This is a genomic window from Achromobacter sp. UMC71 (assembly GCF_014170305.1).
Lineage (GTDB): Bacteria > Pseudomonadota > Gammaproteobacteria > Burkholderiales > Burkholderiaceae_B > Achromobacter.
This window is the reverse complement of record NZ_LZZT01000031.1, coordinates 310,948-333,808: the sequence shown is the minus strand read 5'-3', so window position 1 is coordinate 333,808 and position 22,861 is coordinate 310,948. Positions and strand designations below refer to the sequence as shown.

Annotated in this window: 12 protein-coding genes; all 12 read left to right on the top strand. The window is 66.8% G+C overall.

Annotation, left to right across the window (positions count from 1 at the left end; all coding sequences use genetic code 11):
* Positions 1-122: 122 nt before the first annotated feature.
* The 12 genes from A9974_RS15690 (at position 123) to A9974_RS15635 (ending at position 22,767) form a co-directional block, all read left to right on the top strand.
* On the top strand, positions 123-5,360 hold the full coding sequence (locus A9974_RS15690; protein WP_183005083.1) for an alpha-2-macroglobulin: 5,238 nt from the start codon (positions 123-125) through the stop codon (positions 5,358-5,360).
* Complete coding sequence (gene pbpC / locus A9974_RS15685) at positions 5,357-7,579, top strand: penicillin-binding protein 1C (RefSeq protein ID WP_183005082.1); 2,223 nt, start codon at positions 5,357-5,359, stop codon at positions 7,577-7,579. Before A9974_RS15690 ends, pbpC begins: the two co-directional genes overlap by 4 nt.
* A gap of 55 nt (positions 7,580-7,634) precedes the next feature.
* Entirely contained in the window at positions 7,635-9,944 is a 2,310-nt protein-coding gene (clpA, locus tag A9974_RS15680; RefSeq protein ID WP_183005081.1) for an ATP-dependent Clp protease ATP-binding subunit ClpA, read from the top strand.
* Positions 9,945-9,948: 4 nt separating this feature from the next.
* The gene (locus A9974_RS15675; RefSeq protein ID WP_183005080.1) at positions 9,949-11,274 is read left to right on the top strand and encodes a PqiA/YebS family transporter subunit; all 1,326 of its coding nucleotides are present in this window, start codon (positions 9,949-9,951) and stop codon (positions 11,272-11,274) included.
* Between the two features lie 81 nt (positions 11,275-11,355).
* Positions 11,356-13,020 carry an intermembrane transport protein PqiB gene (locus A9974_RS15670; protein ID WP_183005079.1) on the top strand — a complete coding sequence of 555 codons (1,665 nt, stop codon included), beginning with the start codon at positions 11,356-11,358 and terminating at the stop codon, positions 13,018-13,020.
* 4 nt (positions 13,021-13,024) lie between these two features.
* Complete coding sequence (locus A9974_RS15665; RefSeq protein ID WP_183005078.1) at positions 13,025-13,717, top strand: membrane integrity-associated transporter subunit PqiC; 693 nt, start codon at positions 13,025-13,027, stop codon at positions 13,715-13,717.
* Positions 13,718-13,903: 186 nt separating this feature from the next.
* The gene (gene putA, locus A9974_RS15660; protein ID WP_183005077.1) at positions 13,904-17,725 is read left to right on the top strand and encodes a trifunctional transcriptional regulator/proline dehydrogenase/L-glutamate gamma-semialdehyde dehydrogenase; all 3,822 of its coding nucleotides are present in this window, start codon (positions 13,904-13,906) and stop codon (positions 17,723-17,725) included.
* 189 nt (positions 17,726-17,914) lie between these two features.
* Positions 17,915-19,060: a branched-chain amino acid ABC transporter substrate-binding protein gene (locus tag A9974_RS15655; RefSeq protein WP_183005076.1), complete on the top strand. Its 1,146-nt coding sequence runs from the start codon at positions 17,915-17,917 to the stop codon at positions 19,058-19,060.
* Between the two features lie 116 nt (positions 19,061-19,176).
* On the top strand, positions 19,177-20,145 hold the full coding sequence (locus tag A9974_RS15650; RefSeq protein WP_370539637.1) for a branched-chain amino acid ABC transporter permease: 969 nt from the start codon (positions 19,177-19,179) through the stop codon (positions 20,143-20,145).
* Complete coding sequence (locus A9974_RS15645) at positions 20,142-21,230, top strand: ABC transporter ATP-binding protein (RefSeq protein ID WP_183005074.1); 1,089 nt, start codon at positions 20,142-20,144, stop codon at positions 21,228-21,230. The genes A9974_RS15650 and A9974_RS15645 overlap by 4 nt, the downstream gene beginning before the upstream one ends.
* Complete coding sequence (locus A9974_RS15640) at positions 21,227-22,027, top strand: ABC transporter ATP-binding protein (RefSeq protein WP_183005073.1); 801 nt, start codon at positions 21,227-21,229, stop codon at positions 22,025-22,027. Before A9974_RS15645 ends, A9974_RS15640 begins: the two co-directional genes overlap by 4 nt.
* Positions 22,024-22,767, top strand: coding sequence for an ABC transporter ATP-binding protein (locus A9974_RS15635; protein WP_183005072.1), 744 nt, complete (start codon positions 22,024-22,026; stop codon positions 22,765-22,767). The genes A9974_RS15640 and A9974_RS15635 overlap by 4 nt, the downstream gene beginning before the upstream one ends.
* Positions 22,768-22,861 lie beyond the last annotated feature (94 nt).

Here is a 22,861-nt window from a genome sequence, read left to right as displayed (position 1 = left end):
CAGGCGGCGTTGTGTTGCACAGGATCAGGACGCAGTCCCCGCGAACCGAGAAGCGCGCGGGTGTCAGGTCGGCAGCTCCGCCGCAAAGGAGCGATGCATTTGAGTAGGCGGGGAGGTTTGCCGTGAGTGGAAAGAACAGCAAGACCTGGCTGGCGGTAGCCGGCGTGATCGTATTGGCCGGCGCCCTGGGCGTGGGCTGGTGGATGGGCAAGGGCGGTCAACCCGCCGCGCCCGCCGCGCCGCCGGCGGCAACGTCCGCGGCCGTCCCTGGCGCCGCCACCCCTCCCGGCGAGGCCAAGCCCGCCGCCTTGCCGGCCTCGGCCGTGGTCGGCGCGGCCGACCCGTTTGCCGCGCTCAATTGCCAGCCGCGCCAGTACAACGATACCTTGGCGCTGGCGATCACGTTCACGCAGCCGGTCGACTCCAAGGCCAAGCTCGAGAGCTTCCTGCAGGTCATTGACACCGGCTCCGCGTCGGGCAAGGCCGACCAGGACAGCGAACAGGCCGCCCGCGCCGGCGACCAGCCCGCCTCGGTCAAGCCGGGCGATTCGGCCCCCAAGGGCAAGATCGTCCAGGGCAACTGGGTGGTGGGCGACAACCCCCGCATGGTCTATTTCCCCTACGTCCAGCCGCAGCGCTCGTACGCCATCTCGGTGCGCGCCGGCCTGCCGGGCGCGGGCGAAAAGGTCACACTGCCGACGGCATCGCACTGCGAAGTGACCACCGAAGCCATGCCGCCTTCGTTCTATTTCGCCAGCCGCGGCGTGGTGCTGCCGGCTGGCCAGAACGGCGGCCTGCCGGTCGCGACCGTCAACGTGCCCGAGGTCGACGTGCAGTTCCTGCGCGTGGCCCCCGAGCGCGTGCCGGAACTGTTCGACTCCGTGCTGCGCATCGGCCGCACGGCCAACGCCTCGTCGGATGACGATGACAGCGCGGGCGGTTACGACGAAGACGACGAGTGGCGCTATTCCGACAACCGCAGCCTCAAGGGCTCGGTCAGCAACTGGGACCTGGATCGCCTGAACACGTTGACCACCAGCGTCTACCAGGGCCGCTTCCTGACGGACGATAAGCCCAACCGCCGCCACGTCACCTTCCTGCCCGTTGAAGGCGTCAAGGAACTGCAAGAACCCGGTATCTATATCGCGGTGATGAGCCAGCCCGGCCGCTTCCGCTACGAATACCAGGTTACCTACTTCTATGTCAGCGACATCGGTCTGCACGCGCGCCGCTACAGCGACCGTATCGAAGCCTATTCGGTGTCGCTCAAGAGCGGCCAGGCCATCTCGGGCGCGGTGTTCGAACTGGTCGATGGCGCCGGCAAATCGCTGGCCAAGGCCCAGGCCGATGCCCAGGGTCATGTGCGCTTCGAAGGCAGCTTCACCAACGCGCGCATCATCCGTGCCTCGCGCGACAAGGAAATGACCGTGCTGGCGTTGGGCGAGCCCGCGCTGGACCTGTCCGAGTTCGACACGGGCGGCCATATTTCCCGCCCCAATAACCTCTTCGTCTACGCCGGCCGCAATCTGTACCGCCCCGGTGAAACCTTCCATGTGTCGGTGCTGCCGCGCGATCTGGACGGCCGCGTGATGCCGGCTTCGCCCCTGACTGCCACGATCAAGCGCCCCGACGGCCGCGTGGTGTCGACGAATCTGTGGCAACCCGCCAAGGACCTGCAGGGCTATGTCGAACGCGCAATCGATCTGCCGCCCGACGCGCAGACCGGCGCCTGGATGCTGGAGTTGCGCGTCGACCCCGCCTCGCGTACCCCGGATGCCTCGTGGAAGTTCCAGGTCGAGGAATTCCTGCCTGAACGCATGAAGATGGCGCTGACCTCCGATCAGGATGTGTTGTCGCCGAGCGACAGCCTGACGGTCGATGTGCAGGGCGACTACCTGTATGGCGCGCCCGCCGCCGGCAACCGCCTGCTGTCCAGCTTCCAGGTCAAGCGCGACCGCTTTGCCCTGCCACAGCAATGGCCCGGCTTCATCTTCGGCGATGTGGCCGACGATACCCGCCGCCATTTCGAGGAACTGCCCGAAGCCGCGCTGGATTCCACCGGCGCCGCCCAGCTCGAGATCGAGCCGCGCACCGACGGCACCCATTCGCCCATGAAGGTGCGGGTGTCGGCCAGCCTGCTGGAATCGGGCGGCCGCCCGGTGGTGCGTTCGATCGAGCGCAGCGTCTGGCCCGCCGACAAGCTGATAGCCGTGCGTCCGCAATTCGACAGCGACGTGGCCCGCGAAGGCGCGCCTGCCGCCTTCGAAGTGCTGCGCGTGGATGCGCAAGGCAAGATCGCGCCGCTGCCGCAAGCGCAGATGCGCCTGTATCGCGAAGAACGCCAGTACTACTGGCGCTTCGATGACCAGCGCGGCTGGAACAGCGGCTATACCGAGACCGAAGAACTGGTCGATTCGCGCGAGATCGCGCTGAACGACCGCAGCCAGCTGACCGTGCCGGTCAAGTGGGGCCGCTATCGCCTGGAAATCGCCGATCCTGAAACGGGTGAAACCCTGCGCTATCGCTTCTACGCGGGCTGGAATGCGCAGGACGCCGACGCTATGGGCAACCGCCCCGACCGCGTCCAGATGAAGCTCGAGGGTGTGCCGGCCAAGCCGGGCGACTCCGTCAAGCTGACGCTGACGCCGCCGCACGACGGCCAGGCGCTGATCACGGTGGAAGGCGACCGCATGCTGTGGTCCACCTGGGTGGCCGTGAAGGCGACGGGCACGCAAGTGGAAATCCCGATCGACAAGACCTGGAAGCGTCACGACCTGTACGTCGCCGCGGCGGTGTTCCGTCCCGGCAGCGAAGGCGACCGCGTGACGCCGGCGCGCGCACTGGGCCTGGCGTTCCTGCCGATCGCCAGCGCCGACCGCAAGCTGGACGTCAAGCTGACAGCCGCCGCCAAGACCGAACCCGAAACCAAGACCACTGTTCGCGTCAAGGTGGACGGCGCCCAGGGCAAGCAAGCCATGGTGACGCTGTCGGCCGTGGACGTGGGCATTCTCAATATCAACCAGTACCGCACGCCCGACCCGCTGGACTTCTTCTTCGGCAAGCACCGCTACGCGCCCGAATTGCTGGATATGTACGGCAAGCTCATCGAGAAGATGGACGGCACCAAGGGCAAGCTGAAGTGGGGCGGTGACGCCGCCATGCGCGGCGACAGCAAGAGCCTGCCCAAGAAGGTCAAGCTGGTCGACCTGTTCTCGGGTCCGGTCAAGCTGAACGACAAGGGCGAGGCCGACATCCCGCTGGATCTGCCTGACTTCAACGGCACGCTGCGCCTGATGGCCGTCGCGTTCACGCCGGACAACTTCGGCAGCACCGACACCGAGATGGTGGTGGCGGCGCCGATCGTGGCTGAACTGAACACGCCGCGCTTCATCACTCCGGGCGACCAGGCCGCCATCGCGCTGGACGTCACCAACCTGAGCGGCGCCGACCAGAAGGTGACGGTCAAGCTGGAAGCGCTGGATCCGCTGGGCATCGTCGACGGTACGCGTACCGTGACGCTCAAGGACAAGCAACGCACCACGCTGCGCTTTAACGCCACCACTACCGGTTCCTACGGCCTGGGCCTGATCCGCCTGACCGTGGACGGGCAGGGCGGCGGCAAGCCCGTGCATATCGTGCGCGAATCGGTGCTGCAGGTGCAGCCGGCCTACGCGGCCGAGCGTCAGGTGCGCCGTCTGCGCCTGAACCCGGGCGAAAGCAATGCGCCGCAAGCCTCGTGGGTAGCGTCCTACTATCCGGACTCGACCACCGTCAGCCTGACGGTCTCGAACCGCCCGCCGTTCAACGTCAACCGCCTGGTCGAAGGCCTGCTCAACTACCCCTACGGTTGCACCGAGCAGACCATCAGCGCAACCCTGCCCTGGGTCATGCTGGACGAGGACGCCGCCAAGCAGTTCGGCCTGAAGCCGCGTACCCAGGCTGAACGCGAAGCCAAGGTCGCCGGCGCCATCGGACGCCTGTCCGGCATGCGCAACGCGGTGGGTTCGTACAACCTGTGGAGCAGCTCGTCCTCGCGCGACGTGTGGCTGACGGCCTATGCCGTGGGCTTCCTGCAGGATGCCCGCGACAAGGGCTTCTCGGTGCCCGAGGCGTCGCTGGACCGTTCGCGCCAGTGGCTGCTCGAACAAGTGCAGCAGAGCTCCGGCTCGTTCGGCACCTGGTCGGCCAACCTGAAGCGCAACCTGGAGTCGGGCCGCCTGGACAGCGGCGACATCAACACGCTGCGTGAAGACCACCGCCGCTTTGCCGGCCTGGCCACCGCCGTGCTGGCGCTGGCGCGCGACAAGAAGGCGCCGCTCTCCACCGTGCGCCAGCTGTTCGACAACTACCAGGAGCGCGCGCGTTCGCCGCTGCCCCTGATCCAACTGGCCGCCGCCTTCAAGCTGATGGGCGACGAAGGGCGCATGAAGTCCGCGCTGGATCAGGCCATGGCGCGCGAATACGGCATCAACCGCCGCAACCAGAGCGCGTACTACGACGAGTGGATGGGCGACTACGGCAGCGCCGTGCGCGACTACGCCCTGGCATATGCGCTGGCCAACCAGTACCAGCTGCGCCACGACCGCGTGGAAAACCTGATGACGCAGCTGGCCGCGCGCCTGGGCAACCGCTCGTACCTGTCGACGCAAGAGCAGATGGCCCTGTTGCTGGCTGCCCGCGCCGCCGGCGGCGACAAGGGTACGCCGTGGGAAGCCACGCTGACCGTCAACGGCGCTCGCAAGCCGCTGACGGGCGGCAAGTCCGACCAGACGGTGTCCCTGACCGCGGCCGACTTGGCGAATACCCAGCTCGTCAACACCGGCAGCCAGTCGCTGTTCATCGAGTACGACATCCAGGGCAGCCCGACGACCGTGCCCGCGCCGCGCAACGACGTGATCCAGCTCAAGCGTGGCTGGTACCGTCCTGACGGCCGGCCGTGGGACGGCGGCACGCTGCAGACCGGCGACATGCTGGTGGTGTGGGTTCAGGCCAGCGCCAACCAGAACATCCCGGACGGCCTGCTGGTGGACCGCGTGCCCGCCGGCTTCGAGGTCGAGAACCTGAACCTGTCGCAAAGCCCCGAAATGCAGGACTGGAGCATCGGCGGGCGCCGCGTGGCCGACGCGATGGCGGATCCCAACATCAAGCACCGCGAATTCCGCGATGACCGTTATGTTGCGGCCGTATCGCTGGGCCGTGGCAAAGTGGACGTGTTCTATCTGGTGCGAGTCGTCACGCCGGGCCGTTATTCGGTGCCCTCGACGGTGGCTGAAGATATGTACCGTCCCGAGATCCGCGGTGTAGGCGAGCAATGGAGCACGGTCGAAATCCGCGATCGCGGCGCCAAGCAGCGTCCTTGACCGCCGCCGCCACCCCGTCGGCGGGCGCCTCGCGCGCCCGCCGCTGGCGGCGGCGCGGCATCTACGCGGCCAGCGTGTTGTTTGCGCTGGCCGCGTTGTTATTCGCGCTGGATCGCCTCTATCCCTTGCCCCCGATCGATTCGGGCGGCGCTGCCGTGGTGGTTGCCGCCGACGGCACCCCGCTGCGCAACTATCCCAGCCGTGATGGCATCTGGCGCTATCCGGTCAAGCCGGAGCAGGTGTCGCCGCACTACCTGGACACGCTGCTGACCTACGAAGACCGCTGGTTCTACTGGCACCCGGGGGTCAATCCGGTGGCGCTGGCGCGTGCCGGCTGGCAGTGGGTCACCAACCGCCGCATCGTGTCGGGCGGATCCACCCTGACCATGCAGGTCGCGCGGCTGATCGACCCCCAGCTCGCCGGTAAACCGTCGCGCTCGATGGCGGCCAAACTGCGCCAGGCCTGGCGCGCCGTGCAACTGGAAATGCACTACAGCAAGGACGAGATCCTGTCGCTCTATCTGACCCACGCGCCCATGGGCGGCATCGTGGAAGGGGTGGAGATGGGCTCGCGGCTGTGGCTGGGCAAGCCCGCCCGCGACCTGAGCCCGGCCGAAGCCGCCATGCTGACCGCCTTGCCGCAGGCCCCGTCGCGCCTGCGTCCGGACCGCCACCCCGAGGCCGCCCAGAGCGCCCGCGACAAGGTGCTGGACCGCATGGTGGAGCTGGGCCGCTGGACCCCGGCCGAAGTGGCCGACGCCAAGATCGAGCGGGTGGTGGCGCCGCCGCTGCGGGCCCGCTGGCTGGCGCCGCTGGCCGCGCAGCGCTTGTTGCAGGAAGCCGGGCGCAAGACCGGCGGCCCGCGCCGCCCCGGCAGCCGCCCGCCTTTGGTGGCGTCGACCCTGGACGCCGACATGCAGGCCGCGGTCGAGCGGATGCTGCTGGACCGGGTCGACAACCTGCCGCCCAAGGTGTCCATGGCCGTGCTGGTGATGGACAACGACACCCTGGAGGTCAAGGCCTATGCCGGCTCGGCCGACTTTTCCGATGATTCCCGATACGCCCACGTGGATATGGTCCGCGGCGTGCGCTCGCCGGGTTCTACTCTGAAGCCGTTCCTGTACGCCCAGGCGCTGGACGACGGCCTGATTCACTCGGAAAGCCTGCTGATCGACGCGCCCATGTCGTTCGGCGGGTATGCCCCAGGTAACTTCCAGGCCGCGTTTTCCGGTCCGATCAGCGTCTCGCAGGCCCTGCAGCGGTCGCTGAACGTGCCTGCCGTGGACCTGCTGGACCGGGTGGGACCCAGCCGTTTCGCCTCGGTTATGCTCAAGGGAGGCGTCTGGTTACGAATGCCTGCTGGCGCCGAACCCAATCTGAGCTTGATTTTGGGCGGGGGCGGCACCACATTGGAAGAACTGGTGGGCGCTTACCGGGCCCTGGCCCGCGGCGGCGTCTCCGGCCGGCCCCGGCTGCGTCCGGAGCAGCCGCGGGTCGAGTCCCGTATGATTAGTGCTGGCGCCGCCTGGATTGTCCGGGACATCCTCGAAGGCGGAGGCCACCCGGACCGGCCGTTCTATCAGTCGGGCAGCCCGGCCCGCCAACTGGCCTGGAAAACCGGGACAAGTTTTGGTTTCCGGGACGCCTGGGCGATCGGCGTGACCGACAGCTGGACCATAGGTGTGTGGGTGGGCCGCCCGGACGGCACGCCCAATCCCGGATTTTTCGGGGCGAATGTGGCGGCGCCGCTACTGCAGGACATCGTGGCGGCGTTACCAGAAGGCCCGCAGCACGTCCGCGTCAGGCCCGAAACGGTGCGGGCGGTCGTGACGTGCTGGCCACTGGGCTATAAATTGGGCAGCGTGCCGTCGGGCGAGTGCCCGGAACAGCGCGCCGCCTGGGCCTTGAATGAAACGGTGCCGCCGTCGTTTTCCGGCTACGCCGATGCCACGCAGGGCCCGTTGCGATTGGGCGGCGTGGCAACCGGTTCGGTGCTTCGGCCCGTGCCGGGCAGCAGGCAGGTGGCGCTGGATGTGGATGTGCAGGGCGCCGAAGGCGAAGTATGGTGGATGCTTGACGGTCGCGTGGTTGGCCATGGCGCGTCGAGTCATCCGTTTAATTTAGTGCTGGCGCAAGACGGCCGGTATACGCTTACCGTCATGGACGCGCAAGGTCGCCACGATAGCGTGGTTTTTGAAATCGCTGGCGTTACGCCATGATCGGCATAGAATATGAATCGTGTATTTGACCGCTTCGATGCGTTACGGAGGAAGCGTGATTTCCCAAGAGCTTGAAGTCAGCCTGCATATGGCTTTCGTCGAGGCCCGTTCGGCCCGGCACGAATTTATTACCGTCGAGCACCTGCTGTTGGCGTTGCTCGACAACGCGTCGGCAGTGGAAGTGTTGCGCGCCTGCGCCGCCAATCTGGATGACCTGCGCCGCAATCTGCGCCAGTTCGTTTCGGAAAACACCCCGGTGATCCCCAGCGGCGCGGAAGTCGATACCCAACCCACGCTGGGTTTCCAGCGCGTGATCCAACGCGCGATCATGCATGTGTCCGCGGGCGGCACCGGCAAGAAACCGGTCACCGGCGCGAACGTGCTCGTAGCCATTTTCGGCGAAAAGGATTCGCACGCCGTGTACTACCTGCAACAGCAGGGTGTCACACGGCTGGACGTCGTCAATTTTCTGTCGCATGGCATTACCAAACAGCCACAGGTGGAGTCCGCCGCCGTGCAGAAAGAGCAGCAGACCAATGGTGAAGAGCAGGGCGAATCGCGCCAGTCGCCGCTGGATCAGTACGCGACCGACCTGAACGCCGCGGCGCTGGCCGGCCGCATCGATCCGCTGATCGGACGCGAGCACGAAGTCGAACGCGTGATCCAGGTGCTGTGCCGCCGCCGCAAGAACAACCCGCTGCTGGTCGGCGAGGCCGGTGTGGGCAAGACCGCCATCGCCGAAGGCCTGGCCTGGCGCATCACGCGTGGCGAAGTTCCCGAAATCCTGCAGGCCGCGCAAGTGTTCGCGCTGGACATGGGCGCGCTGCTGGCGGGCACCAAGTACCGCGGTGATTTCGAACAGCGCCTGAAGGGCGTGCTCAAGCAGATCCGCGGCAACCCCGACGCGATCCTGTTCATCGACGAAATCCATACGCTGATCGGGGCCGGCTCGGCTTCGGGCGGCACGCTGGATGCGTCCAATCTGCTCAAGCCGGCCCTGTCCTCGGGCCAGTTGAAGTGCATTGGCGCCACCACCTATACCGAGTACCGCGGCGTCTTCGAGAAAGACCACGCGCTGTCGCGCCGGTTCCAGAAGATCGACGTGCCCGAACCCAGCGTCGAACAGACCGTGCAGATCCTGCGCGGCCTCAAGAGCCGCTTCGAAGAACATCACAACGTCCGCTATTCCGCCGCCGCGCTGTCGGCCGCCGCGGAACTGTCGGCGCGCTTCATCAACGATCGCCACCTGCCTGACAAGGCCATCGACGTGATCGACGAAGCCGGCGCCGCCCAGCGCCTGCTGCCGCGTTCGCGCCAGAAGAAGGTGATCGGCAAGGTCGATATCGAAAACATCGTTTCCAAGATCGCGCGCATTCCGCCGCAGTCTGTCTCCAACGACGACCGCAGCAAGCTCGCCACGCTGGACCGCGACCTCAAGACCGTGGTCTTCGGCCAGGACAACGCCATCGACGCGTTGGCCGCCGCCATCAAGATGGCGCGCTCGGGCCTGGGCAAGCCGGAAAAGCCGATCGGCGCCTTCCTGTTCTCCGGCCCGACCGGGGTGGGCAAGACCGAAGTCGCGCGCCAGCTGGCTTTCACGCTGGGCGTGGAACTGCTGCGTTTCGACATGTCGGAATACATGGAACGCCACGCGGTATCGCGCCTGATCGGCGCGCCGCCGGGATACGTCGGTTTCGACCAGGGCGGCCTGCTCACCGAGGCTATCACCAAGCAGCCGCATTGCGTGTTGCTGCTCGATGAAATCGAAAAGGCCCATCCGGACGTCTTCAACATCCTGCTGCAGGTCATGGACCACGGCACGCTGACGGACAACAACGGCCGCAAGGCGGACTTCCGCAACGTCATCGTCATCATGACGACGAACGCGGGCGCCGAAACCTTGAACCGTCCGTCCATCGGCTTTGCCAATTCGCGCGTCGTGGGCGACGAAATGGCGGAAATCCGCCGCATGTTCACGCCCGAGTTCCGCAATCGCCTGGACGCGATCATCCCGTTCGCGCCGCTGGATCGCGAGATCATCCTGCGGGTGGTCGACAAGTTCCTGATGCAGCTCGAAGACCAGCTGCACGAGCGCCGCGTGGAGGCCGTGTTCACCACGCGCCTGCGCGACCACCTTGCCAAGGAAGGGTTCGACCCGCTCATGGGCGCCCGGCCGATGCAGCGTCTCATCCAGGACACCATCCGCCGCGCCCTGGCCGACGAGCTGCTGTTCGGCAAGCTGGTCGACGGCGGTACGGTCACGGTGGACCTGGGCGACGACAACAAGGTCACGCTGGACTTCGACGACCATGGCAAGCCGCCGTCGGCCGCGCCCGACAAGCAGGAAGTCGAGCTCGTCGATTAGGCCTATGACCGCGGACCGCCAGCCGCTGATCGAGTGCGAACACTGCGCAAGCATCTATCGCCGACATCAGCTTGAACCTGGCGAGACCGCCAATTGCGCCCGCTGCGGTGCCATTCTGTGGCGCTACAGCGGGCTTACTTTGTCCAATTGGCTGGCGCTCGCCATTTCCGCCCTGATCATCTTCGGCGTGGCCAACGCCTACCCGGTTGCTTCGATGTCCGTGCAGGGCATGGTGCAGCAGGCGTCCCTGCTCGACGCCATTGCCATCACCTGGCGTCAAGGCCACTACATCGTGGCCATCATGACCGGACTGGCGGGCTTTGCCTTGCCGTTGCTGCAGCTCTCCGTGCTGTTGTGGGTGCTGGGGCCGCTGTCGCGCGGCGCCGAACCTGCCGGTTTCCATGGCGCGATGCGCCTGTTGGGCCTGCTGCGGCCCTGGTGCATGGTGCCGGTATTCCTGTTGGGCGTGCTGGTGGCGGTGGTCAAACTGGCCGGCATGGCGGCCGTGTCGCCCGGTATCGGGCTGGCGGCGTTTGGGGTGCTCACCATTTTGCTGACCATGCTGGGCCGCCTGACGCCGCACGTGCTGTGGCGCTATGCCGAATCGGAGGGCGTCGTGCCCGTCCATGTGCCCGAGGCCGGGCCGGACGTGGTGCTGACCGGCTGCCACGTTTGCGGGCAGGTGCAGGCGCTGCCGCGCAACGCCGACGAAGAAGCCGAACACCATTGCGTGCGCTGCCACGCGGTGGTGCATTACCGCAAGCCCGACCACCTGGCCCGCACCTGGGCGCTGCTGCTGGCCGCGGTGGTGTTCTATATTCCTGCGAACGTATTGCCGGTCATGAAGGTCAGTTCGGTGCTGGGCGACAGCGCTCATACCATCCTGGGCGGCGTGGTCGAGCTCTGGAACATGGGGTCATGGGACATCGCGCTGATCGTCTTCATTGCCAGCGTGGCGGTGCCGCTGACCAAGTTGCTGGCGCTGATCCTGCTATTGTTGACGGAACAGTGGCGCAGCACGACCAACCTGCGGCCGCGCACGCGGTTGTACGAGATGGTCGAGTTCATTGGCCAGTGGTCGATGTTGGACGTGTTTGTCGTGATCCTGCTGGCGGCGCTTGCCGACTTCCAGGGCTTGATGGAAATCAGCGCCGGCGGGGGCGCCGCGGCGTTCGGCGTGGTGGTCATCCTGACCATGCTGTCGGCCATGAGCTTTGACCTGCGGCGCAGCTGGGACCTGGAAGGCGAAAGCGAAATCGATATGGAACAACCGCCAGTGGCGAGCGGGCGGCGGCAGCCGGCGCCCGCCCCTGGCTCGGAAATGGGCTGACACGCCGGGCGCCCGCCACTGTCCGGCGCGGGGCCGAACGGTGTTCACCGCTTGAAGTAGAAAGAAGAAAAGGAACAACAGATGGCCGAGCAAGCTCCGGGATCGGGTGAAGAGAAGTTTGCGTCACCGACCATATCGCGCAAGCGCAAGAGCCGGATCTCCTGGATCTGGCTGGTGCCCGTTGTCGCCGCGCTGATGGGCTTGTCGCTGGTGGTGCGTACGTGGATGCAGGCCGGCCCGGATCTGTCTATCGAATTCAACACCGCCGAAGGGCTGGAGGTCGGCAAGACCCAGCTGCGCTACAAGGACGTGAACGTCGGCACGGTGAAGTCCATCGGTTTCAACAGCGACCGCAGCAAGGTCGTGGTGCAGGCCGAACTGTCCAAGGACGTGGCCGACCTGGCGCGCGAGGGCACCAACTTCTGGGTGGTGCGTCCGCGGCTCGATGTCAGCGGCGTGTCGGGGCTGGGCACCTTGTTGTCCGGGGCCTATATCGGCGTGGACGCGGTCGAGAGCAAGGATGCGTCCAAGAAGGCCACCAAGCTGCACTTCGTGGGCCTGGAGACGCCGCCGGCCGTGACGCATGACCGCGCCGGCAAGCGCTTCAAGCTCAAGGCATCGGATCTGGGTTCGCTGGACATCGGCTCGCCGGTGTATTTCCGCCGCATCAATGTGGGCCGTGTGATCGGCTATGCGCTGGACAAGACTGGTGACGCCGTCAATGTCGAAGTGTTCGTGGACGCGCCGAACGACAAGTTCGTCACCAACGGGACGCGCTTCTGGAACGCCAGCGGTGTGGATTTCAGCGTCAACGCCGAAGGCCTGAAGGTGCGCACCCAGTCGCTGGTGTCGATGGCGGTGGGCGGCGTGGCGTTCGAGCCGGTCTACAGCGCCCGCGATGCCGGCACGCCGGCCGCCGCCGATGCGCGTTTCGAGCTATACGCCACCGAGGCGGCCGCCAAGGCCAATCCGGACGGCGAGGCCTTCCCGATCCGCATGCGCTTTGACCAGTCGATCCGCGGCCTGTCGGTGGGCGCGTCGATCGATTTCTCGGGTATTACGCTGGGCAACGTCACGCAGATCAACCTGGACTTCGACCCCGTCAGCAAGCGCTTCTATTCGGTGGTGGACGCCACCTTGTATCCGGAACGCCTGGGCCGGGTGTACGAGGAAGTGCGCGCCCGCGCCGTCGAGGACGGCGACCAGGCCGGCGGCCGCTTGCTGGGCATCATGATCAAGCACGGCCTGCGCGCGCAGTTGCGTACCGCCAATCTCCTGACCGGCCAGTTGTACGTGGTGCTGGACGACTTCCCCAACGCCAAGCCGGTGGACTTCAAGATGTCCAGTCCGGCCCTGATCCCGACTGTGCCGGGCAACCTGGACCAGTTGCAGCAGCAGGTCAGCAATATCGTCGCCAAGATCGACAAGATCCCGTTCGACAAGATCGGCGAAGATCTGCGCACCACGCTGGCCAGCACCTCCAAGCTGATGACGCGCCTGGACAAGCAGGTGGCGCCGCAGGCACAGGGCGTGCTCAAGCAGGCGCAGGAATCCATGGCCAATCTGAATGCGCTGCTGGCCTCGGATGCCTCGTTGCCGGTCAACGCCGAAAAGGCTATGCAGGAACTGAGCCGCGCGGCCCGGTCGCTGCGCGCGTTGGCCGACTTCCTGCAATCGAACCCCGAATCGTTGCTGCGTGGTCGCGGCGACGACCCGATCCCCGGCGCCGGTCCGGTCAGGAACTGAACCCATGAATAGACTTCGCTCCCGCTCCGTCCGTCCCGCCGTTGCCGCCAAGCGTGCCCGGTTGCGGGCCCTGGGCCTGCCGGCGCTGGCCTTGGCCGCGCTGCTGGCCGGCTGCGCCTCGTCGCCACCGGTGCATTACTACACCTTGCAGGGACCCTCGCCCCAGGCGCCCGCGGTGCCGCGCGCGGCGGCGCCTTTCCTGATCGATGTGCAAGGCGTCAACGTGGCGGCGCAGGCTGACCAGCCGCAACTGATGGTGCGCACGGGCGACGGCAGCGTCTCGGCGCTGTACTCCGAGCGCTGGACCTCGCCGCTGGGCGACGAAATCCGCGGCGCGCTGTCGGATGCCCTGAAGCATGACCTGGGCGCGCTGGATGTGCAGGTGGTCAAGCCCGGTCCCACCGCGCCGGTCTGGCGGGTGCAGACCGACGTACAGCGCTTTGACCTGGTGTCGGGCAGCATGGCACAGCTGGATGTCACCTGGCGGGTGCGGCCGGTGAACCTCAAGGGCGCTGGCCTGCTGTGCCGCAGCGTCGTCACCGAAAAGGTCTCCGAGGCAGGCGTGCCCGCGCTGATTACGGCGCAGCAGCGCGCGGTCGTGGCGCTGGCCGGCGCCATGGCATCGGCCATCCGGGGGCAGACCCCGGACACGGGCGGCGCGGTGCAGATGCTGGGCTGCTCGCCGTTGCCGGACTGAGTCTGGCGGACAGCAAAATGGGGGCAGGGCGGGTGCCAAAACTCGCCATGATCTCAATCGGTTAACCCTAGGGTTAACCTCAATACAAACGCGGTTGCAACCTGACTAGCATACGGTCCTACCGATGCTGGGTCCTTCCGTTTGGGCCCGGTGTGACCTTTGCCATGCGACAGGAAGCAATCTCTTATGGCCAGCACCACCCTCGGCGTCAAAGTCGATGACGCGCTTCGCGACCGCCTGAAGTCGGCCGCGCAAAAGCTCAACTGCACGCCGCACTGGCTGCACAAGCAGGCGATTCTCGCCTACCTGGACAAGATCGAGCGCGGCCATCTGCCCGCCGAAATGTCCCATCTGGGCGGGGACGAGGGGGGCGACGACGAGAGCGGCGAACACCAGGCTGCCGCCACGCCGCCGTTCTACGAGTTCGGTCAGGACGTGCAGCCGCAGTCCGTGCTGCGCGCGGCCATCACCGCCGCCTATCGCCGCCCCGAGCCCGAGTGCGTGCCGCTGTTGCTGGGCCAGGCCCGCATGCCCAATCTGGAAAAAGTGCATGCGATGGCCACGGACCTGGTCAAGAAGCTGCGCGGCAAGCGCACCGGCGGCGGGGTCGAGGGGCTGATCCAGGAATTCTCGCTATCCAGCCAGGAAGGCGTGGCGCTGATGTGCCTGGCCGAAGCGTTGCTGCGCATTCCCGACCGCGCCACGCGCGACGCGCTGATCCGCGACAAGGTCGCCCGCGGCGACTGGAAGTCGCACATGGGCGGTTCGCAATCCCTGTTCGTCAACGCCGCGACCTGGGGCCTGATGATCACCGGCAAGCTGGTGGCCGTGAGCAGCGAGCAATCGCTGTCCAAGGCGCTGACGCGCCTGATCGGCAAGGGCGGCGAGCCCTTGGTGCGCAAGGGCGTGAACATGGCCATGCGCATGATGGGCGAGCAGTTCGTGTCGGGCCAGACCATCTCCGAAGCGCTGGCCAACAACCGTAAGATGGAAAGCCGCGGTTTCCGCTATTCGTACGACATGCTGGGCGAAGCCGCCACCACGGCCGAGGACGCGGACCGCTATTACGCCTCGTACGAGCAGGCCATCCACGCCATCGGCAAGGCCGCCGCCGGCCGTGGTATCTATGAAGGCCCCGGCATCTCGATCAAGCTGTCGGCGCTGCATCCGCGCTATTCGCGCGGCCAGCGCGAACGCGTCATGGCCGAGCTGCTGCCGCGTGTGAAGGCGCTGACGGTGCTGGCGCGCAGTTACGACATCGGCCTGAACATTGACGCCGAAGAAGCCGACCGCCTGGAAATCTCGCTGGATCTGCTGGAAGCCCTGTGCTTTACGCCCGAGCTGGAAGGCTGGAGCGGCATCGGCTTCGTCATCCAGGCCTACCAGAAGCGCGCGCCGTTCGTGATCGACTACGTCATCGATCTGGCCCGCCGCAGCCGCCACCGCGTGATGGTGCGCCTGGTCAAGGGCGCGTACTGGGACAGCGAGATCAAACGCGCCCAGGTCGATGGCCTGGAAGGCTATCCCGTCTATACCCGCAAGGTCTATACCGACGTGGCCTATCTGGCCTGCGCTCGCAAGCTGCTGGGCGCGCCGGAAGCGGTGTACCCGCAGTTCGCCACGCACAACGCCTATACGCTGGCGGCGATCTATCAACTGGCCGGCCAGAACTACTATCCGGGCCAGTACGAATTCCAGTGCCTGCACGGTATGGGCGAGCCGCTGTACGACGAGGTCGTGGGCGCGCTGGCGCAAGGCAAGCTGAACCGCCCATGCCGCATCTACGCGCCGGTCGGTACCCATGAAACGCTGCTGGCCTACCTGGTGCGCCGGCTGCTGGAAAACGGCGCCAACACGTCGTTCGTCAACCTGATCGGCGACGACAGCATCCCCGTCGAAACGCTGGTGGCCGACCCGGTCGAGGCAGCCTCGCGCATCGTGCCGCTGGGCGCGCCGCACGAGAAGATTCCGCTGCCGCGCGAGCTTTACGGCAACCCACAGCAAGGCGCGCGCGCCAACTCCGCCGGCCTGGACCTGAGCAACGAACATCGCCTGGGTTCGCTGTCGGCCGCGCTGCTGGCCAGCGCCGGCACGCCCTGGCGTGCCGCGCCCATGCTGGGCGAGGGCGCCGAGGCCTGGGACCCGGCTCGCGCGATCGAAGTGCGCAACCCCGCCAATCTGCGCGACGTCGTGGGCCATGTGATCGAGGCCAACGGCGAAGAAGCCGAGGCTGCCCTGCGCGCCGCCGCCAACACGGCGCCCATCTGGCAATCGACCCCGGTGGCCGAGCGCGCGCAGTGCCTGCGCCGTGCTGCGCAGTTGCTGGAAGAGCAGATGCAGACCTTGCTCGGCCTGATCGTGCGCGAGGCCGGCAAGTCGCTGCCCAACGCGATCGCCGAAGTGCGCGAAGCGGTGGACTTCCTGCGTTACTACGCGGATCAGGCCGACCGCGAGTTCGGTAACGACACGCACCGCCCCTTGGGCACGGTGCTGTGCATCAGCCCCTGGAACTTCCCGCTGGCCATCTTTACCGGCCAGGTTGCCGCGGCGCTGGCGGCCGGCAATACCGTGCTGGCCAAGCCCGCCGAGCAGACGCCGTTGATCGCGGCGCAGGCGGTGGCGATCCTGCGCGCCGCCGGCGTGCCGGCCGGCGCGGTGCAGCTGTTGCCCGGCCGCGGCGAAACCGTGGGCGCGCAACTGGTGGCCAGCCCCGGCATCCGCGGCGTGATGTTCACCGGGTCCACCGACGTGGCCCGCATCATCGCGCGGACACTGTCGGATCGTCTTGATGACGACGGCCACACCATTCCGCTGATCGCCGAAACGGGCGGCCAGAACGCGATGGTGGTGGATTCGTCCGCGTTGTCCGAGCAGGTGGTGTTCGACGTGCTCAGCTCGGCCTTCGACTCGGCCGGCCAGCGCTGCTCGGCGCTGCGCGTGCTGTGCGTGCAGGAAGACAACGCCGACCACGTGCTGACGATGCTGCGCGGCGCGATGCGCGAACTGAGCGTGGGCAACCCCGACCGCCTGTCGGTCGACGTCGGCCCGGTGATCGACACCGAGGCGCGCAATGGCATCCAGCGCCACATCGACGCGATGCGCACGGCGGGCCACCGGATCGACCAGGCCGAGCTGAACGGCGAATGCCGCCAGGGTACCTTCGTGGCGCCCACCATCATCGAAATCGACGCCGTCAGCGAACTGACACGCGAAGTGTTCGGGCCGGTGTTGCACGTGGTGCGCTACAAGCGCGAAGAGCTGGACGCCTTGCTGGATGCCATCAACGGCACCGGCTATGGCTTGACGTTCGGCGTGCACACCCGCATCGACGAAACCATCGCCCATGTGACCGGGCAGGTCCATGCGGGCAACGTCTATGTCAACCGCAACATCGTGGGCGCCGTGGTGGGCGTGCAGCCCTTCGGCGGCGAATGCCTGTCGGGCACCGGCCCCAAGGCGGGCGGCCCGCTGTATATGTACCGCCTGCTGGGCACGCGCCCCGCGGGCCTGCCGCCCGCGCTGGACGCGGCCGCGCCGCTGCCGCAGCGCATCGCGCTGCCGGGCCCCACGGGCGAGACCAATACCTATATGGTCGAGCCGCGCGGCGCCGTATATTGCGTGGCGGCCACCGAGGCTGGCGCGCGGGCGCAGTGGTCGGCGGCGCGCCTGACCGGCAACCATGCCTGGTTCGCGGACACCCCTGCCGCGCAAGCGCTGCTGGCCGGGCTGGATGCCGAGCAGCAGGGCCAGGCCGGCATCCTGGCGGATGACGAGGTCGACCAGGCCGATTACCAGGCGGTGCTGTTCGAAGGCGATGGCGACGCGCTGCGCGCCCTGAACCAGCGCATTGCGCAGCGTCCGGGCGCGATCCTGGCGGTGCACGGCCTGACGCCGGATGCCTTGGCCGCCGGCGCCGCGTATGTGCCGGAGCGACTCTTGACCGAGCGTTCCATCAGTGTGAATACCGCCGCGGCCGGCGGTAACGCCAGCCTCATGACCATCGGCTGAGTGTGACCGAGGGGTAACCCTTGGGAGACCAAGGGTTATCTCCAATATCTAGCGAGGTTGCACTGGAAGCAAAATCCGGTCGCACCTGAAGTTCGATTGTGGCAACCCGGCAATCGGACCCAAACAGAAAAACCCGGCCCAAAAGCCCGGGTATAACAAAGCCTCATCCGACATACCGGAGGATACCCAATGAAGTTTCGCACCACTTTGAAGCTTGTCGCCGCCGGCATCGCCGCCGCCAGCATGGCCACCGCCGCGCAGGCCGCCGACATCAAGTTCGGTTTCGCCGCGCCGCTGACCGGTCCCCAGTCGCACTACGGCGAGGACATGCAGAACGGTCTGAACCTGGCCCTGGAAGAAGCCAACAAGAAGGGCATCAAGATCGACGGCCAGCCCGCCAAGTTCGTGCTGGTATCGCGCGACGACCAGGCCGACCCGCGCGTGGGCGTGCAGGTCGCGCAGCAACTGGTCGACGAGAACGTCGTCGGCATCCTGGGCCACTTCAATTCGGGCACCACGATTCCCGCGTCGCGCGTCTACCATGAGGCCGGCCTGCCGCAGATCGCCATGGCCACGTCGCCCGAGTACACCAAGCAAGGCTACGAAACCACCTTCCGCATGATGACCAGCGACACCCAGCAGGGCGCCGCGGTCGGCAAGTTCATGGTGCAGAGCCTGAAGGCCAAGAAGGTCGCCATCATCGACGACCGCACCGCCTACGGCCAAGGCCTGGCGGACGAGGTCGAGAAGGCCGTCAAGGCCGCCGGCGGCCAAGTGGTGCGCCGCGAATACACGACCGACAAGGCCAACGACTTCACGGCCATCCTGACCAACATCAAGGGCGCGGCGCCCGACGCCATCTTCTACGGCGGCCTGGACGCGCAGTCCGGCCCGATGAAGCGCCAACTGGCCACGCTGGGCCTGAAGTCGCCGTTGGTCTCGGGTGAAATGACCCGCAGCGACACCTTCATCAAGCTGGCCGGCGACGCCGCCGACGGCACCTTCGCCTCGCTGGCCGGCGTGCCGCTGGACAAGATGGCCGCGGGCAAGGATTTCGAGCAGCGTTATCAAGCCCGCTTCAAGAAGGCCCCCGGCGTCTACGCGCCCTACGCCTATGACGGCGCCTGGAACATGATCAGCGCCATCGAAGCCGCCGGCTCGGCCAAGCCCGAGAAGTACCTGCCGGAACTGGCCAAGCTGAACCGCAAGGGCGCGACCAGCGAGCATATCGCCTACGACAAGAACGGCGATCTGAAGGAAATCTCCGTCACCATCTACGAAGTCAAGAACGGCAAGTGGGAGATGGTTGAGACGATGGTCAGCCAGGCCAACTAAGGCCGCTGCACCTGGCCAGGACGCGGCTGCCCCGCGCCTGGCCACCGACACCCGCCCGCACCGCCTGGTGCGGGGGCGCGCCACCCGGTGGCCGCCCTGCGGGTGCGCCGCGCGCGATGTGCGCGCGTTTTTTCCAGGCTTATTCTGCGGCCCCTATGGATATCTTCATTCAACAACTGATTAACGGCGTCACGCTAGGCAGCGTGTACGCCCTGGTCGCCCTTGGCTACACCATGGTGTACGGCATCATCGGGCTGATCAATTTCGCGCATGGCGATGTCGTCATGATCGGCGCGATGGCCGCGACGACGATCGCCATTTCGCTGGTGGGCGGCGACCCGTCCACGTCCGCGTTCGTGGTGCTGGGCCTGGGCCTGCTGGTGTCCGTGCCGCTGTGCATGGCGGTCGGCTGGACGGCCGAACGCGTGGCCTACCGGCCGCTGCGCCGCGCCCCGCGTCTGGCTGCCCTGATCACCGCGATCGGCGTGTCGATCATCCTGCAGAACGTGGCAATGATGGGCTGGGGCCGCAATTATCTGAATTTCCCGCAGGTGCTGACGCCGCAGGTGTTCGAGATTTTTGGCGCCCGCATGAGCACGCTGCAGATCGCGATCGTCGCTATTGCCGCGCTGATCATGGGCGGGCTGCTGGCCGTGGTGCACAAGACCCGCCTGGGTACCGCGATGCGCGCCACCGCGCAGAACCGCGAAGTGGCCGGCCTGATGGGCGTGAACATCAACACCGTGATTTCGGCGGCGTTCCTGATCGGTTCGGCCCTGGCCGCCGTGGCGGGCATGATGGTCGCCACCTATTACGGCGTGTCGCAGTACACCATGGGCTTCATGTTGGGGCTGAAGGCCTTCACGGCCGCGGTGCTGGGCGGCATCGGCAACCTGGTCGGCGCGATGGCCGGCGGCCTGTTGCTGGGTATCATCGAATCGCTGGGCGCCGGCTACATCGGCGACCTGACCGGCGGCTTCCTGGGCAGCCACTACCAGGACGTGTTCGCGTTCTTCGTGCTGGTTCTGGTGCTGATCTTCCGTCCGTCCGGCCTGCTGGGCGAGCGCGTGGGAGACCGGGCATGAGCGGCGCCATGAAGAACAGCGGGCTGTCGACCCGCAACCTGATCGGCATCGCGCTGATCGGCATCGTGCTGGCGGTGCTGCCGTTCGTGATCGGCATGGCCGGCCAGAGCTGGGTCCGCATCCTGAACTTCGCGCTGCTGTACGTGATGCTGTCGCTGGGCCTGAACATCGTAGTGGGCTTTGCCGGCCTGCTGGACCTGGGCTATATCGCGTTCTACGCCGTGGGCGCCTACACCTGGGCGCTGCTGGCTTCGCCGCACTTCGGCCTGCACCTGCCGTTCTGGGCGATCCTGCCGATCGCGCTGGCGGTGGCGTGCCTGTTCGGCGTGCTGCTGGGGGCGCCGACGCTGAAACTACGGGGCGACTACCTGGCGATCGTGACGTTGGGCTTTGGCGAGATCATCCGTATCTTCCTGAACAACCTGAACGCGCCGGTCAATATCACCAACGGGCCGCAGGGCATCAACCGCATCGATACCTTCAAGGTGGGCGAATTCGCCTTCGGCCGCACGGAGAGCCTGCTGGGCATCCGCGTGACCGGACCCGAGAAGTACTACTACCTGCTGCTGGCCCTGACGCTGATCATCGTGCTGGTGTGCGTGCGCTTGCAGAACTCGCGCATCGGCCGCGCCTGGGAAGCGATCCGTGAAGACGAGATCGCGGCCAAGGCCATGGGCATCAACACCCGCAACATCAAGCTGCTGGCCTTCGCCATGGGCGCGTCGTTCGGCGGCGTGGCGGGCGCGCTGTTCGCGTCGATGCAGGGCTTTGTCAGCCCCGAGAGCTTCTCGCTGATGGAATCCATTTCCATCCTGTGCATGGTGGTGCTGGGCGGCATGGGCCATATCCCTGGCGTAATCCTGGGCGCCCTGATCCTGGCCGCGCTGCCCGAGTTCCTGCGGGCCGTGGTCGAGCCTGTGCAGCAGATGCTGTTCGGCGCCGTGGTGCTGGATCCCGAAGGCATCCGCATGCTGCTGTTCGGCCTGGCCATGGTGTGCGTCATGCTGTTCCGTCCCGCGGGCCTGTGGCCGTCGGCCGTGCGCAAGCGCGAGTTGGCCACCAAGACCCAAGGAGGGGCGGCATGAGCAAACTGCTGCAAGCCCAGGGACTGGGCAAACGCTTCGGCGGCCTGCAAGCCTTGTCCGACGTCAGCTTCGATATCGAGCAGGGCGAGATCTACGGCCTGATCGGCCCGAACGGCGCGGGCAAGACCACGCTGTTCAACGTGCTGACCGGCCTGTACATTCCGGAAGACGGCTCGTGCACCTTCAACGGCCAGTCGATGTCCGGCAAGAAGCCGCACGAAGTGGCGCACGCGGGCCTGGCGCGCACTTTCCAGAACATCCGCCTGTTCGCCAATCTGAGCGCAATCGAGAACGTGATGATCGGCCGCCACGTGCGTACCCGCGCGGGCGTGCTGGGCGCGGTGTTCCGCACGCCGGGCGCGCGCGCCGAAGAAGCCGCCATCGAAGCCCGCGCCCAGGAATTGCTGGACTACGTGGGCATCGGCCACCGCGCCAACGACGTGGCGCGCTCGCTGCCCTACGGCGACCAGCGCCGCCTGGAAATCGCGCGGGCCCTGGCCACCGATCCCAAGCTGCTGGCGCTGGACGAGCCGGCCGCCGGCATGAACGCATCGGAAACGGTGGTGCTGCGCAAGCTGATCGAAAAGATCCGCGGCGACGGCGTGACCGTACTGCTGATCGAGCACGACATGAAGCTGGTCATGGGCCTGTGCGATCGCGTGCTGGTGCTGGAATACGGCAAGGTGCTGGCTATGGGCAAGCCCGCCCAGGTGCAGCGCGATCCCAAGGTCATTGAAGCGTATCTGGGCGCGGGCGCCGCCCAGGATCCGCTGATTCATCAGGAGCGCCAGGCATGACGACGGCAACCCACCCCCTATTGGAATTGCGCGGCCTGCAGGTCGCCTACGGCGGCATCCGCGCGGTGCGCGGCATCGACTTGCGCGTGGACGAAGGCGAGCTGGTCTGCCTGATCGGCGCCAACGGCGCCGGCAAGAGCACGACCTTGCGCGCCATCTGCGGCCTGGTGCCGCTGGCGGGCGGCGAAGTGGTCTACGGCGGCCAGTCCATCGGTGGCCAGAAGTCGCACGAGCTGGTGCGCCAGGGCCTGGTCATGGTGCCGGAAGGCCGTGGCATCTTCGGCCAGCTGACCATCGAGGAAAACCTGGCGATGGGCGCGTACATCCGCCGCGATGCCGCGCAGGTGCGCCAGGATACCGACCGCGTGTTCACGCTGTTTCCGCGTCTGGCCGAACGCCGCAAGCAGGCGGCTGGCACCCTGTCCGGCGGCGAGCAGCAGATGGTGGCGATGGGCCGCGCGATGATCGCGCGCCCCAAGCTGCTGCTGCTGGACGAGCCGTCGATGGGCCTGGCGCCGCTGATGGTGGAAAAGGTCTTCGAGGTGGTGCGCACCATCGCCAGCGAAGGCGTGACGATCCTGCTCATCGAGCAGAACGCCCGCCTGGCGCTGGAGAACAGCCACCGCGGCTACGTGATGGAATCCGGCGAGATCACGCTGTCGGGTCCGGCCAGCGACATGCTGCATGATCCGAAAGTGCGCGCAGCCTATCTCGGCGAGGTCGAAGAGGAGGGGGCGTAAGCCCCGTGCCGTGCACGATGCGCTGGCGACCCCCTGAAGGCGCTACCCCCCCCGCCTGGGGGCAGCGGTTTCAGCGAGGCAAATGCAAAGCCCG